The following is a 13,597-nucleotide window of genomic DNA, read 5'->3' as shown; positions in this document are numbered from 1 at the left end:
AGCTGGTGCTGCTGGGCGACCCGGCCTACAACGCGCTCGGCGTGGGCGCGGTGCTCTATGTCGCCACGCTGTTCGGCCAGGCGCGCAACAGCGCCCGGGCAGCGCGCGCGGCGATCGACCTGCGCTTCGAAAACCTGGAGCTGATCGAGCGTCTGCGGGTCGAGACCGGCCATGCGCAGGCGGCGCAGCTGAAGGCCGACCAGGCGAACCTGGCCAAGTCCAAGTTTCTCGCCGCCGCCAGCCACGACCTGCGCCAGCCGATCCATGCGCAGGGGCTGTTCCTCGAGGTGCTGGCCCGCAGCAAGTTGTCGGGGGCCCAGTACGACGCGCTGGCCAATGCCCGCGCCACCTGGCAGGCCTCGGCCGAGATGCTCGACACCCTGCTCGATTTCTCGCGCATCGAGGCCGGCGTGGTCGAGCCGCAGATGCAGGATTTCCTGCTGCAGCCCCTCTTGAACCGGATCGAGAACGAACTGGCGCCGCAAGCCGACGCCAAGGGCATCGTCTACCGCTCGCGCGAGACCCATGCGGCGGTGCGCTCCGACCCGGCGCTGGTGGCGCTGATCCTGCGCAACCTGGTCTCGAACGCGATCCGCTACACCGACAGCGGCGGCGTGCTGGTCGCCTGCCGCGGCCGTGGGCGGGAGTTGCTGCTCGAAGTCTGGGACACGGGCATCGGCATCGAGCCGACCCAGCACAGCGAGATCTTTCGCGAGTTCCATCAGCTCGGCAACGCCGAGCGCGACCGGCGCAAGGGCCTGGGGCTGGGCCTGGCGATCGCACAGGGCCTGGCGCGTGCGCTGGGCCTCCCGCTGTCGCTGGTGTCCGAGCCAGGGCGCGGCAGCGTGTTCAGGCTGGCCCTGCCGATCGCGCAGAGCGGTGTTGCGAGCAGCGTTTTCGAGACCGCCGCCGGCCATGCGCGGGTCTTCGACGTCCGGGTGCTGGTGATCGACGACGACGAGGCGGTGCGCGCCGGCATGCAGCAGCTGCTGACGGCCTGGGGCTGCGAATGCGATGTCGCCGACTCGATCGAGGACGCCCAGGCGCTGGCGCGGGCCCATCCGCCGGGCCTGGTCATCAGCGACTATCGCCTGCGCGAACTGCGCACCGGTGCCGAGGCCATCGCGGCGCTGCGTGCCGAGTTCGGCGCGCAGCTGCCGGCCCTGCTGATCACCGGCGATACCGCGCCCCAGCGCCTGCGCGAGGCCCGGGCCAGCGGCGTGCCGCTGCTGCACAAGCCGGTGTCGCCGAACGAGCTCTACCGCGGGCTGACCTGCGTGCTGAACGATCTGGAGATCGATTCGGCCTTCGCGGTGCTCGAGGCGGTACCGGTCGAGAACCGACGCCGCGCTTGAGGCCGCTTGGGGCGACCGAAGCCCGCTCAGGCGAAGTGGTCGAAGGACGCGAAGCGCTGCGTCACGGCAGCGCCTTGGGCGTCAACCAGGCGCAGGCCCGCCTCGGCCTCGATGGCGCCGATCCGCGTGACCGGCGTCGAGCTTGCGCGACCGGCTTGCTCGACCGCGGCGCGCGCCGACGCCGGCGCCGTGAACGCGAGCTCGTAGTCGTCGCCGCCGGCCAGCGTGCAGGCGCGCCGCATGGGGATGTCCAGGCCTGCCATGTCACCGGTCGCCAGCAGCTTCGCGGCCGCATCGACGTCGAGGCGCGCGCCGACGCCGCTTGCGCGCAGCACGTGGCCGAGGTCGCCGACCAGCCCGTCGCTGAGGTCGACCGCCGACGTCGCGATGCCGCGCAGCGCCAGGCCCAGCGCGACACGCGGCGTCGGCTGTTCCATGCGGCCGCGCGCCAGCTCGAACAGCTCGGCCGGCAGCGCCAGCGCGCCGCGGAACACCTCGAGCGCCAGCCGCGCATCGCCGAGCGTGCCGCTGACCCAGACATCGTCGCCCGCGCGTGCGCCCGAGCGCAGCAGCGCCGCGCCGGCCGGCACTTCGCCGAACACCGTGATGCAGAGATTGAGCGGGCCGCGCGTGGTGTCGCCGCCGACCAGCTCGCAGCCATGCGCATCGGCCAGCGCGAACAGGCCGCGCGAGAAGGCGGCGAGCCAGGGCTCGTCGACCGACGGCAGCGAGAGCGCCAGCGTGAAGGCCAGCGGCTTGGCACCGCAGGCGGCCAGGTCGCTGAGGTTGACCGCCAGCGCCTTGTGGCCGAGCCGCACGGGGTCGACCGTCGACAGGAAGTGCCGGCCCTCGACCAGCATGTCGGAGGACACCGCGATCTGCATGCCGGGCGCCGGCGCGAGCAGGGCGCAGTCGTCGCCGACGCCCAGTGGCGAGCGCTGCGCGGGGCGCGTGAAGTAGCGCGCGATGAGGTCGAATTCGCCGGTGCCGCTCATGATCTGCTCACACCGCCGAGCTTCTGAAGCGCAGCGCGGCCTGGCGAACCACCTCGGCCAGCAGGCGTTCCTTGCCCTGCTTCTCGCGCAGCCAGCGGGCATCGTTGCGGTTCGCCTCGACGCTGGTGCGCAGCTCGCCGAGCGCCTGCGTGGCGTTGAGCGCCTCGCTGTGCCATTCGAGTTGGGTCATGGTCATCAGGATATGGTCGCGCAGCGGCATGTGCTCGCCGCTGGCCGGGTCCACGTACAGCGCATCGAGCCCGAAGCGGCAGGCCTGGAAGCGGTTGTACGTGTAGACCAGGTAGTCGTCCTCGGTCGGCGTGAAGGGCTGCTCCTGCAGGAACCAGGCCGCCAGCGACTGCACGTAGCCGGCCAGCGCGGCGGCGCGCTCGACCGTCAGCGGCGTGTCGAAGACGCGGATCTCGATGGTGCCGAATTCGGGCTTGGGCCGGATGTCCCAGTAGAAGTCCTTCATGCTGCGAACCACGCCGGTGCGGGTCATGCGCATGAAGTAGTTCTCGAACTCCTTCCATGACAACGTGAACGGCGCCCGGCCCGACAGCGGGAACGCGAACACCGAGTTGAGCCGCGCCGAATCGAACTGCGTGTCCTGCCCCTGCACGAAGGGCGAGGACGCCGACAGCGCGATGAAGTGCGGGATGTAGCGCGACATGCGGTGCAGCATCAAGAGCGCCGCGTCGGCATCCGGGCAGCCGATGTGCACGTGCTGGCCGAAGATCGTGAACTGCTTCGACAGGTAGCCGTACAGCTCCGACAGCTCGCGGAAGCGCGGCTTGTCGTAGATGCGCCGCTCGTGCCACTGCTGGAAGGCATGCGTGCCGCCGCCGACCACCGCGATGTTGAGCTTGTCGGCGTTCCTGACGAGCGCATCGCGGATCGGCGTCAGCTGGGTGATCACGTCGAGCGCCGAATGGCAGACGTCGGTCGAGATCTCGATCATGCTCGAGGTCATCTCGGGCACCACGCTGCCCGGCAGCGGGGTCTGCGCCATCAGCCGCAGCATGTCCTCGGCATAGGGCGCGAGGTCGTAGTCGTGGGTGTTGACCAGCTGCAGCTCGAGCTCGACGCCGAGCGACAGCGCCACCGACTTGTTGAAGGGCTCGAGCGGCACCACCCGGCTGGCGGGCGTGTTGGCCGGGGCGCCGGTCCGCGGGTCGATCGTGCGGCTGGTCATGAAACCTCCGTGCTTCGCACTGCGGTGCGAGCTTGCTTGGGGCGGCCCGGCGCTGCGCTCATCGCTGGGTGTCCTCCACGGTCCCGAAGGCCTCGGGCGTCCAGGGCATCGAACTCTCGCCGGCGGCGTGGATGGCGACGGTGGCGAACACCGCGCCGAGCACTTCCATCAGCAGGATCGCGGGCAGTGCGATCTGCGTGATCATCGCGCCCAGCAGCGGCGAGGCGGTGACGAAGGCCGAGGTGATCAGCATCGCGATCGACGACAGCGGCGACATCGCGCAGCCGACCCAGAAGGCCTGCTTCCAGCTCGCGCCGCTGCCCGGGTTGGCGATCGCGACGCCGGCGATCTTGGCGAGCGCGCGCACGCCGATGACGCTCAGCACCACGCTGGCCACCGGCAGGCTCCAGTCGGCCTGGGCGGCGACGATCGACACCAGCACGAACATCAGCATCGTGAGCAGCGAGGCCGCGGTGCCGAGCTGCCGCGGCCAGGCCCAGGGCTTGGGGTTGAGGGCCTTCAGCAGCACGCCGCCGATCAGGGCCGCCAGCGGCGCCGAGCCGCCGAAGTGCGCCGCGAGCGCGGCACCGGCGGCGATGATCGCCAGCAGCAGGATCGAGGTGTTCTCGCTGGTCGGGCTCATCACCCGCAGCGCCGAACGCAGCGACAGCGCCATCAGCGCACCGACCACGAAGGACAGGCCGAGCACCACGCCGACCGGGTTGAGCTTCTGCAGCAGGCCGGTGGGCGCATGCTCGATCAGGCCGGCCTGCGCGTAGCCGAGCGCCAGCGCATAGAAGGTGTTGAGGGTGGCGAGCGTCATCGCGCGCTCGGTCACCGGGCCCGAGGCGCGGGTGTCCATCACGACCCGGCTCAGCACCGCCGGCGAGGCCACGATCGCCATCAGCGCGATCGGGTTCGCGACCGGGTCGGGGATGCCGAGCCAGTGCAGGGTCCAGAAGACGCCGAAATAGGTGAGCGTCGATTCGAGCAGGCTCTGGACCAGCACCATCGGGTTGTGCTTGAACCAGCGCAGCGGCAGCCGGCCGCCGGCCTCGAACAGCACGATCGCCACGCCGAGTTCGAGCAGGAACAGGCTGATGCCCTGCAGCGGCCAGATCGCGCCCTCGAAGCCGGCGAAGCCGACCACCGTGCCGACGATCGAATAGCCGACCACCTTGGGCAGGCCCATGTAGCGCTGCACCAGGTGGCCGGCCGCGGCCGCGGCGGCCAGCAGCAGCGACCACAGCACGGTCGGCAGGCCGGCCGAGGGCCGCACCCATTCCGACCAGAAGCCCAGCAGATCATCGGGAAGAAAAGTCGTCATCGATACGTTGGGGAACATCGGCCCCGCGGAACATCCAGAGCGCGCGAGGCGTTCATGGCTCGAAGAAAGAAAGCGTGCTCAGTGCAGCACGCGCGAAGAGGGCATGTCGCCCGCGTCGGCTTCCAGCACCAGCGTGGGGATCGGAACGTCGAAGCGTTCGCCGCGCTCGGTGACGAAGAAAAAGCTGCCGTGCATGGTACCGCTGGGCGCCTGCAACCGGCAGCCGCTGGTGTAGCGGAAGGATTCCCCTGCCGCCAGCAGGGGCTGCTGGCCGATCACGCCGAGGCCGTCGACCTCCTGCGTGTGGCCGGAGGCGTCGGCGAAGACCCAGTGGCGCGCGATCAGTTGTGCCGCCACCTTGCCATGGTTGGTCACCGTCACGGCATAGGCGAAGGTATGCACCCGGTCCTCGGGCGAGGACTGGTCTGGCAGGTAGCGGGGCTCGACCTGGATGCTGATGGGGAGGAGACGCGACATCGAGACGATGGTACATCGGGCCGCAGGCCACCTCGAGGCGGCCCGGCGCCGGCCCGTGTACGGGGTTTTCCCCTGCTGCGACAATCCGGGCCCATGAGCAGCCCCTTCAGAATCGCCCCCTCCATCCTCTCGGCCGATTTCGCACGCCTTGGCGACGAAGTGCGCGACGTGGTCGCCGCCGGTGCCGACTGGATCCATTTCGACGTGATGGACAACCACTACGTGCCGAACCTGACCTTCGGGCCGATGGTCTGCCAGGCCCTCAAGCCGCATGCCAAGACACCCGACGGCCAGCCGGTGCCGATCGACGTCCACCTGATGATCCAGCCGGTCGATGCGCTGGCGGCGGCCTTCGCGCAGGCCGGTGCCGACTACATCAGCTTCCATCCGGACGCATCGCCGCACACGCACCGCAGCATCCAGGCGATCAAGGCGGCCGGCTGCAAGGCCGGGCTGGTGTTCAACCCGGGCCTGGGCCTGGAGGCGCTCGACTGGGCGATCGACGACATCGACCTGATCCTGATCATGAGCGTGAACCCGGGCTTCGGCGGCCAGAGCTTCATCGATTCGGCTCTGCGCAAGATCGAACTCGCGCGCAAGCGCATCGACCAGACCGGCCGCGACATCCGGTTGGAAGTCGATGGCGGCATCAAGGCCGACAACATCGCGCGCGTGGCCAGCGCAGGTGCCGACACCTTCGTGGCCGGCAGCGCGATCTTCAACGCCGCGGACTATGGGAGCGTGGTGAGGGCGATGCGCGAGCAACTGGCCACCACCGTCAAGGCCTGAGCTTGTCGTCGTAGGCCCGGTCGGTCGCCGGACCCTTGCCGGTGTCGACCAGACCGCACTGTAGGATGAGCGGCGAAATGACCGCGCCTCACGACTTTCTTCGCATCCATGGGTACGCGACCCTGCAACCCGGGCCGCGCCTGATCGTGCTGGGCGGCGTGCACGGCGACGAGACCTGCGGCACCGCTGGCATCGAGCGCATCGTGGCCGGGCTCGATGCCGGATCGCTTCAGCTGTTGCGCGGCCAGCTCAGCCTGGTGCCGGTGGCCAATCCGCTGGCGCGGCGGCGGCTGCGGCGCGAAGGCGAGCGCAACCTCAACCGCCTGTTCCGGCCGACCGCGCCGGACGCCGAGCCGGCCGACTACGAGGCCCGCATCACCGATCTGCTGTGCCCGCTGCTGGACCGGCACGAGGTGCTGCTCGACCTGCATTCCTTCCAGAGCGAGGGCGAGGCCTTCGCGATGATCGGGCCGCGCGACAACCAGGGCACGCTCGAACCCTTCGCGCGCGCCTTCGAGGAAGGACAGCTGGCCTTGCACCTGGGCACGCCGCGGGTGGTCGAGGGCTGGCTCGACATCTATGCCGCCGGCCTGGCGCAGCGCGGACAGGCCGCCGACGAGGCCGCGCTGGCCTTCGGCTGGGGCACCAACGAGTACATGCGCAGCCGCGGCGGCTACGGCGTGACGCTCGAATGCGGGCAGCACGAGGACCCGGCCGCGCCGGAGGTCGCGTACCGGGCCATTCTGTCGGCGCTGCGGCTGCTGGGGATGATCGAGCCCGACCCGGCCGCGCCGCCGCCGGTTTCGCCCGAGCTGCTGCGGCTGGTCAGCGTCACCGACCGGCTGCACGAGGAGGACCAGTTCGTGCGCGAGTGGGCCACCTTCGACCGCGTGGCGCGCGGCGAGCCGATCGGCTTGCGCGAGGACGGCAGCGTCCTGCACGCCGAGCGCGATGGCTTCATCGTGTTCCCGAACGCCGAGGCGCTGCCGGGGACCGAATGGTTCTATTTCGCGGTGGAGAGCGAGCGGGACCTGGCGCGCAAGGCCTGATCAACCCCGCTTGGTCGCGATCAGCGGCCGCACGTCCGGCGCATCGAGCCGCGGCCGGCCGGCCTCGACCGCCGTCAGCGCGGCCACTTCCTGCATGCTCGCCAGGCTGCGCAGCGTCAGCGCCTGGTAGGTCCGGGTGCCCTCGAGCTTCCACGCCACTTCCTGGTCGCTGAGTTCGCGCAGCACCTTGGCCGGCATGCCGGCGGCGAGCGAACGGGCGGGGATCTTCCGGCCCGCCGGCACGAAGGCGCAGGCGGCGACGATCGCGGCCTCGCCGATCTCGGCCTCGTCCATCACGACCGCGTTCATGCCGACCAGGGCGTCGCGCCTCACGGTGCAGCTGTGCAGCACGGCGCCGTGGCCGATGTGGCCGTTCTCGCCGACCACCGTGTCCTGGGCCGGAAAGCCGTGCAGCACGCAGGTGTCCTGCACGTTGGCGCCGCGCTCGAGCACGATGCGACCGAAATCCCCGCGCAGCACGGCGCAGGGCCCCACGTAGCAGTCCGGCCCGACGATCACGTCGCCGATCAGCACCGCGGTCGGATGCACATAGGCGCTCGGATCGACGACCGGCACCACCCCTTCGATGGAATAACAAGGCAAGGCAATCTCCGTTGTTTCTGGATGGAAGCCGGGATCAGGGTAATCCCTTGGCAGCTTTGACTTGCGTCAAGCTTTTTCCGATCCTATGATTAACCGACCGGTCGGTCAATGATACTTTTGATACCGGTCAAGACCCCGCCTACGCCAAAACCCAAGACAGGAGACACAGCTTGTCCGACACACTCGTGCTTGCCGCGCAGCAGGGCCCGGTCCTGACGCTGACGCTGAACCGGCCCGCCGCGCTCAACAGCTTCACCGAAGCCATGCACCAGGCGCTGCGCCAGGCGCTCGACGCCGCCGCGGCGAATGCCGAGGTGCGCTGCGTGGTGCTCACCGGGGCCGGCCGCGGCTTCTGCGCCGGCCAGGACCTGGCCGACCCGATGGTCGCGCCCTCGGCGCCCGGCGAACCGCCCAAGGACCTGGGCCGCACCATCGAGCTGCTCTACAAGCCCCTGGTGCAGCGGCTGCGTTCGATGCCGGTGCCGGTGATCGCTGCGGTCAACGGCGTGGCGGCCGGCGCGGGCGCCAACCTGGCGTTGAACTGCGACTTCGTGCTGGCCGGCCAATCGGCCAGCTTCATCCAGGCCTTCGCCAAGATCGGGCTGGTGCCCGATACCGGCGGCACCTGGCTGTTGCCGCGCATCGTCGGCCGCGCCCGCGCGCTGGCCCTGGCCATGCTGGGCGACAAGCTGCCGGCCGCCGAGGCCGAGCGCATCGGCCTGATCTGGAAGTGCGTAGCCGACGCGGACCTGGCCGAGGAGACCGCCAGGCTCGCGCAGCGCCTCGCCGCGATGCCCGTGAAGGCCCTGGCCGCGACCCGCGCCGCGATCGACGGCGCCCAGCACCTGACCCTCGACCAGGCGCTCGACGCCGAGGCCGCGGTGCAGGCGCAACTCGGCAGCGCCCATGACTATCTCGAGGGCGTGGCCGCCTTCGGCGCCAAGCGCGCGCCCGTCTTCACCGATCGCTGAGACCCTCACATGCCCCATACCGCCACCGAAGCGACCCCGCAGCAGACCGCCGACCTGGTGCGCGAGCGCATGTACGCCAATGACCCCGCGGTCCGAGGCCTGGGCATCGACGTGACCGAGGTCGCGCCCGGCCAGGCTACGGTCACGATGACCGTGCGCGCCAACATGCTCAACGGCCACGCCACCTGCCACGGCGGTTTCCTCGCCGCCCTGGCCGACACCGCCTTCGCCTACGCCTGCAACTCCTACAACGAGCTCACCGTGGCCTCGGGCTTCTCGATCGACCTGATGGCGCCGGCACGCGAGGGCGACGTGCTCACGGCCCGCAGCGTCGAGCTGTCGAAGGCCGGACGCACCGGCGTCTACGACAGCGAGATCACCAACCAGCGCGGCGAGCGGATCGCGATGTTCCGCGGCCGCTCCTACACCATCAAGGGCAAGCCGGCGGTGGCTTACTGAGACCTTGCGGGACAGATCAAGAAACTGCGCAGCGTTTTTGCTCTGTCCTCAACTGACTGAACTGGAGACACCCATGCCCGTCAAGCAACCCGCACCCGGCGACCTCGACGCCATCGAGACCGCCAGCCGCGACCAGATCGAAGCCCTGCAGCTGCAGCGCCTGCGCTGGACCCTGCACCATGCCTACGACAACGTGCCGCACTACCGCCAGGCCTTCGAGGCCAAGGGCGTGCACCCGTCGGACCTGAAGCAGCTGAGCGACCTGTCGAAGTTCCCGTTCACGGCCAAGAAGGACCTGCGCGACAACTACCCCTTCGGCATGTTCGCGGTGCCGCGCCAGCAGGTCGCGCGCATCCATGCGTCCTCGGGCACCACCGGCAAGCCGACCGTGGTGGGCTACACGCTGCAGGACATCAACCACTGGGCCGACCTGGTGGCGCGCTCGATCCGCGCGGCCGGTGGCCGCCGCGGCGACATCGTGCACGTGGCCTATGGCTACGGCCTGTTCACCGGTGGCCTCGGTGCCCACTACGGCGCCGAGCGCGCCGGCTGCACCGTGATCCCGATGTCGGGCGGCCAGACCGAGAAGCAGGTGCAGCTGATCCGCGACTTCCGGCCCGACCTGATCATGGTCACGCCGAGCTACATGCAGGTGATCATCGAGGAGTTCGTGCGCCAGGGCCAGGACCCGCGCGAGTGCTCGCTCAAGGTCGGCATCTTCGGCGCCGAGCCCTGGACCGAGGCCATGCGGCGCGAGATCGAAGGCAAGGCCGGCATCGACGCGGTCGACATCTACGGCCTGTCGGAAGTGATGGGCCCGGGCGTGGCCAGCGAATGCATCGAGACCAAGGACGGCCCGGTGATCTGGGAAGACCACTTCTATCCCGAGATCGTCGACCCCGAGACCGGCGAGGTGCTGCCCGACGGCAAGGAGGGCGAGCTGGTCTTCACCTCGCTCACCAAGGAAGCGCTGCCGATCATCCGCTACCGCACGCGCGACCTCACGCGCCTGCTGCCGCCCACGGCCCGTTCGTTCCGCCGCATGGGCAAGATCGTCGGCCGCTCCGACGACATGCTGATCATCCGCGGCGTCAACGTCTTCCCGACCCAGATCGAGGAGATCGTGCTGCAGCACGCCAAGCTCTCGGGCCAGTACCGCATCAACGTCAGCCGCGACGGCCTGCTCGACACCGTGCAGGTGCAGTGCGAGCTGCAGCCGCAGGCGGTGTCGGCCACCGACGACGCCGAGCGGCGCGAGATCACGCAGTGGCTGCAGCAGCGCATCAAGACCCTGGTCGGCATCTCCACGCAGGTGGAGGTGCTGGCTCCCGATTCGATCGAACGCACGCTCACCGGCAAGGCGAAGCGCGTGGTCGATTCCCGCCCCCGATAAGCACCGGCTGAAAGGACAGACACCATGTACACGCAAGCGATGGACACGATGGGCAAGGAGCCCGGAGACGGCAAGAAGCCGGTGCGCTCCGCCGAGGAGATGCAGCTCGAGCAGCGCTTCGACGCCCGCATCGACGAAGGCGGCTTCATCGAGGCCAAGGACTGGATGCCCGAGCACTACCGCAAGACCCTGGTGCGGCAGATCAGCCAGCACGCGCATTCCGAGATCGTCGGCATGCTGCCCGAGGGCAACTGGATCACGCGCGCGCCCACGCTCAAGCGCAAGGCGATCCTGCTCGCCAAGGTGCAGGACGAGGCCGGCCATGGGCTGTACCTGTATTCGGCCGCCGAGACGCTCGGCACCTCGCGCGACCAGATGGTCGATGCGCTGCACACGGGCCGCGCCAAGTACAGCTCGATCTTCAACTACCCGACCCTGAGCTGGGCCGACATGGGCACCATCGGCTGGCTGGTCGACGGCGCCGCGATCATGAACCAGGTGCCGATCTGCCGCTGCTCGTATGCACCGTATGCGCGCGCGATGATCCGCATCTGCCGCGAGGAGAGCTTCCACCAGCGCCAGGGCTTCGAGGCACTGCTGACCATGATGCAGCAGGGCACCGAGGCGCAGAAGGCGATGGTGCAGGACGCGGTCAACCGCTGGTGGTGGCCCTCGATCATGATGTTCGGCCCGCCCGACGACCAGTCGCCCAACTCGGCGCAGTCGATGCGCTGGGGCATCAAGCGCTTCAGCAACGACGACCTGCGCGCCAAGTTCATCGATGCCGCGGTCGAGCAGGCCAAGGTGCTCGGCGTCACGCTGCCCGACCCCGACCTGAAGTGGAACGAGGCGCGCCAGCACCACGACCACGGACCGATCGACTGGAGCGAATTCTGGCGCGTGATCGGCGGCGACGGCCCTTGCAACCGCGAGCGCCTGGGCGCCCGCGTGAAAGCCTGGGAAGACGGCGCCTGGGTGCGCGAAGCCGCGCTCGCCCATGCCGCCAAGCGCGCCGAGCCGACCACGCTGGCCGCCTGAGCCGGCATCACCCAAAGGAACAAAGAGATGACGAACCCGACGCCCGCCTCCGCCACCGAATGGCCCCTCTGGGAGGTCTTCGTGCGCAGCCGATCCGGCCTCGACCACAAGCACTGCGGCAGCCTGCATGCCGCCGACCCCAAGATGGCGATCCAGATGGCGCGCGACGTCTACACGCGGCGCCAGGAGGGCACCAGCGTGTGGGTGGTGCGCTCCGACCAGATCGTCGCCAGCGACCCGGCCGACAAGGACATGTACTTCGATCCGGCGGAAGACAAGGTCTACCGCCACCCGACTTTCTACAAGCTGCCCGGTTCCGTCGACCACATGTGAAATGAAGAAACTCCCCCGAAGCGCCTGCGGCGCCCCGAGTCGCTGCCAGAGGCAGCGGCTCTTCGGATCCGTCCAAGCCTGCGCAGGCAGGCTTGGAGCCGCGGACCTCAGCCCCTCGAGGGGGCGATACCAGCGGCCTGGCAAAGCCAGTTCCGCGGTATCCCTGGCTCTGGGCTGCGCCGGTTTCTTGTGCAAGGCGCGCTGCGCCAGGGACTACTGAAATGCAAGCCTCCATCGCCATCGACAACACGCCCGCCGTGCAGTACCTGCTGCGCCTCGGCGACACCTGCCTGATCCTCGGCCAGCGCATCGCCGAGTGGTCGGGCCACGCGCCGATCCTCGAGGAAGACATCGCCATGTCGAACATGGCGCTCGACCTCATCGGCCAGGCCCGCGCCGTGCTGACGCACGCGGGCCGCCTAGAGGGACTCGGCCACGACGAGGACCAGCTGGCCTTCCTGCGCGACGAGAAGGACTACCGCAACCTGACGCTGGTCGAGCTGCCGCGCGGCGACTTCGCCTTCACGGTGCTGCGCAACGCGATGGTCGCGACGCTCATGAAGCTGCTGTGGGAGCGCCTGCGCGACTCCAGCGACGCCGAACTCGCGGGCATCGCCGGCAAGGCGGTCAAGGAAGCGCGCTATCACCAGCAGCATGCGGCCGACTGGGTGGTGCGACTGGGCGACGGCACCGAGGCGTCGCGCCGGCGCATCGAGCGTGCGCTCGAAGACCTGTGGCGCTACGTGCCCGAGATGTTCGAGTCCGATGCGGTCGACGAGGCCGCGGCGGCCGCCGGACTGGGCCCGCGCTGGTCGGAGCTGCAGGCGCCGTGGCGGGCCGAGATGCGCACGATCCTGGCCGAAGCGGCGCTGGCCGAGCCCAAGGATGCGGCCTTCCGCAGCACCGGCAAGCAGGGCGTCCACAGCGAGCACATGGGCTACATCCTGGCCGAGATGCAGCACTTGCAGCGCAGCTTTCCCGGGGGCGTGTGGTGACTGTTGCTCCCCCCCCAGTCGTCGCGCACTCCGTGTCGCTTCCTCCGACCCCCCTGCCGGGGGGCGGGCCGGCCGCTTCGGGCGGCCGTGCGCGGCGGCCCCCCCGGGAAGAGCGCGTATCGAGGGTCGAAGCGGCCTGGGACGTGCTCGGCACCGTGCTCGACCCCGAGGTGCCGGCGCTGTCGGTGCGCGACCTCGGCATCGTGCGCGACGTGATCGAACACGGGGAGGCGTTGGAGATCGTGCTGACGCCCACCTATTCGGGCTGCCCGGCGACCGAGGTGATCGAGCACGACGTGCTGGCGGCGATCGACAAGGCCGGCCTCGGCCCGGCCCATGTCACGCTGCAGCGTGCCCCGGCCTGGACCACCGACTGGATCAGCGCCGATGGCCGCCGGAAGCTTTCCGAGTACGGCATCGCGCCGCCCGGACCGGCGTCGCCCGACGGCACGGTGCCGATCCGCTTCTTCGGCCGCCGGGTCGATGCGGTCGCCTGCCCGCGCTGCGGCAGCAGCAACACCGAGCGGCTGTCGGCCTTCGGTTCCACCGCCTGCAAGGCGATGTACCGCTGCGTCTCCTGCCGCGAACCCTTCGAACATTTCAAACCGATCTGACGGG

15 protein-coding genes are annotated in these 13,597 nt (G+C 69.7%); 10 read left to right on the top strand and 5 right to left on the bottom strand.

Annotation, left to right across the window (positions count from 1 at the left end):
- Positions 1–1,355: ATP-binding response regulator (locus AC1D2E_RS21110; protein ID WP_478199207.1), on the top strand; the 1,355-nt coding region annotated here is incomplete at its 5' end.
- Between the two features lie 26 nt (positions 1,356–1,381).
- On the opposite strand, the gene thiL is transcribed toward AC1D2E_RS21110, so the two are convergent.
- The 4 genes from thiL to apaG form a co-directional block, all read right to left on the bottom strand.
- Positions 1,382–2,350 carry a thiamine-phosphate kinase gene (gene thiL, locus AC1D2E_RS21105; RefSeq protein ID WP_478199206.1) on the bottom strand — a complete coding sequence of 323 codons (969 nt, stop codon included), beginning with the start codon at positions 2,348–2,350 and terminating at the stop codon, positions 1,382–1,384.
- Between the two features lie 7 nt (positions 2,351–2,357).
- A complete protein-coding gene (locus AC1D2E_RS21100) occupies positions 2,358–3,482 on the bottom strand; it encodes a YbdK family carboxylate-amine ligase (RefSeq protein ID WP_478199209.1) in 1,125 nt (374 codons plus the stop codon).
- Positions 3,483–3,603: 121 nt separating this feature from the next.
- Positions 3,604–4,872 carry a cation:proton antiporter gene (locus AC1D2E_RS21095; protein WP_478199205.1) on the bottom strand — a complete coding sequence of 423 codons (1,269 nt, stop codon included), beginning with the start codon at positions 4,870–4,872 and terminating at the stop codon, positions 3,604–3,606.
- A 78-nt stretch (positions 4,873–4,950) separates the two neighbouring features.
- Positions 4,951–5,349, bottom strand: coding sequence for a Co2+/Mg2+ efflux protein ApaG (gene apaG / locus AC1D2E_RS21090; protein WP_478199204.1), 399 nt, complete (start codon positions 5,347–5,349; stop codon positions 4,951–4,953).
- Positions 5,350–5,442: 93 nt separating this feature from the next.
- Between apaG and rpe the strand changes: the two genes are divergently transcribed.
- Together rpe and AC1D2E_RS21080 are read left to right on the top strand one after the other, a co-directional pair.
- Positions 5,443–6,138, top strand: coding sequence for a ribulose-phosphate 3-epimerase (rpe, locus tag AC1D2E_RS21085; RefSeq protein ID WP_478173007.1), 696 nt, complete (start codon positions 5,443–5,445; stop codon positions 6,136–6,138).
- Positions 6,139–6,215: 77 nt separating this feature from the next.
- Positions 6,216–7,187, top strand: a complete 972-nt coding sequence (locus AC1D2E_RS21080) for a succinylglutamate desuccinylase/aspartoacylase family protein (protein ID WP_478199203.1) — start codon at positions 6,216–6,218, stop codon at positions 7,185–7,187.
- Here the strand turns inward: AC1D2E_RS21080 and AC1D2E_RS21075 are convergent, their stop codons facing one another.
- A complete protein-coding gene (locus AC1D2E_RS21075; protein WP_478199202.1) occupies positions 7,188–7,790 on the bottom strand; it encodes a phenylacetic acid degradation protein PaaY in 603 nt (200 codons plus the stop codon). It abuts the gene before it with no gap.
- A gap of 170 nt (positions 7,791–7,960) precedes the next feature.
- On the opposite strand from AC1D2E_RS21075, the gene AC1D2E_RS21070 reads away from it, so the two are divergent.
- The 7 genes from AC1D2E_RS21070 (at position 7,961) to paaD (ending at position 13,593) form a co-directional block, all read left to right on the top strand.
- Positions 7,961–8,761 (top strand): enoyl-CoA hydratase-related protein, encoded by an 801-nt coding sequence (locus tag AC1D2E_RS21070; protein ID WP_478199201.1) that lies wholly within the window; start codon positions 7,961–7,963, stop codon positions 8,759–8,761.
- A gap of 9 nt (positions 8,762–8,770) precedes the next feature.
- Positions 8,771–9,220, top strand: a complete 450-nt coding sequence (gene paaI / locus AC1D2E_RS21065; RefSeq protein ID WP_478199200.1) for a hydroxyphenylacetyl-CoA thioesterase PaaI — start codon at positions 8,771–8,773, stop codon at positions 9,218–9,220.
- Positions 9,221–9,293: 73 nt separating this feature from the next.
- Positions 9,294–10,613: a phenylacetate--CoA ligase PaaK gene (paaK, locus tag AC1D2E_RS21060; RefSeq protein WP_478199199.1), complete on the top strand. Its 1,320-nt coding sequence runs from the start codon at positions 9,294–9,296 to the stop codon at positions 10,611–10,613.
- A gap of 24 nt (positions 10,614–10,637) precedes the next feature.
- Complete coding sequence (gene paaA / locus AC1D2E_RS21055) at positions 10,638–11,651, top strand: 1,2-phenylacetyl-CoA epoxidase subunit PaaA (RefSeq protein ID WP_478199198.1); 1,014 nt, start codon at positions 10,638–10,640, stop codon at positions 11,649–11,651.
- A gap of 27 nt (positions 11,652–11,678) precedes the next feature.
- Positions 11,679–11,984 (top strand): 1,2-phenylacetyl-CoA epoxidase subunit PaaB, encoded by a 306-nt coding sequence (gene paaB / locus AC1D2E_RS21050; RefSeq protein WP_478173000.1) that lies wholly within the window; start codon positions 11,679–11,681, stop codon positions 11,982–11,984.
- Between the two features lie 221 nt (positions 11,985–12,205).
- On the top strand, positions 12,206–12,979 hold the full coding sequence (gene paaC, locus AC1D2E_RS21045) for a 1,2-phenylacetyl-CoA epoxidase subunit PaaC (RefSeq protein ID WP_478199197.1): 774 nt from the start codon (positions 12,206–12,208) through the stop codon (positions 12,977–12,979).
- 143 nt (positions 12,980–13,122) lie between these two features.
- Positions 13,123–13,593: a 1,2-phenylacetyl-CoA epoxidase subunit PaaD gene (gene paaD, locus AC1D2E_RS21040; RefSeq protein WP_478199208.1), complete on the top strand. Its 471-nt coding sequence runs from the start codon at positions 13,123–13,125 to the stop codon at positions 13,591–13,593.
- Positions 13,594–13,597: the final 4 nt, after the last annotated feature.

Source organism: Variovorax sp. P1_H2 (assembly GCF_056405295.1).
The sequence above is the reverse complement of the archived record's forward strand: the minus strand, read 5'-3'. Positions and strand labels throughout refer to the sequence as shown.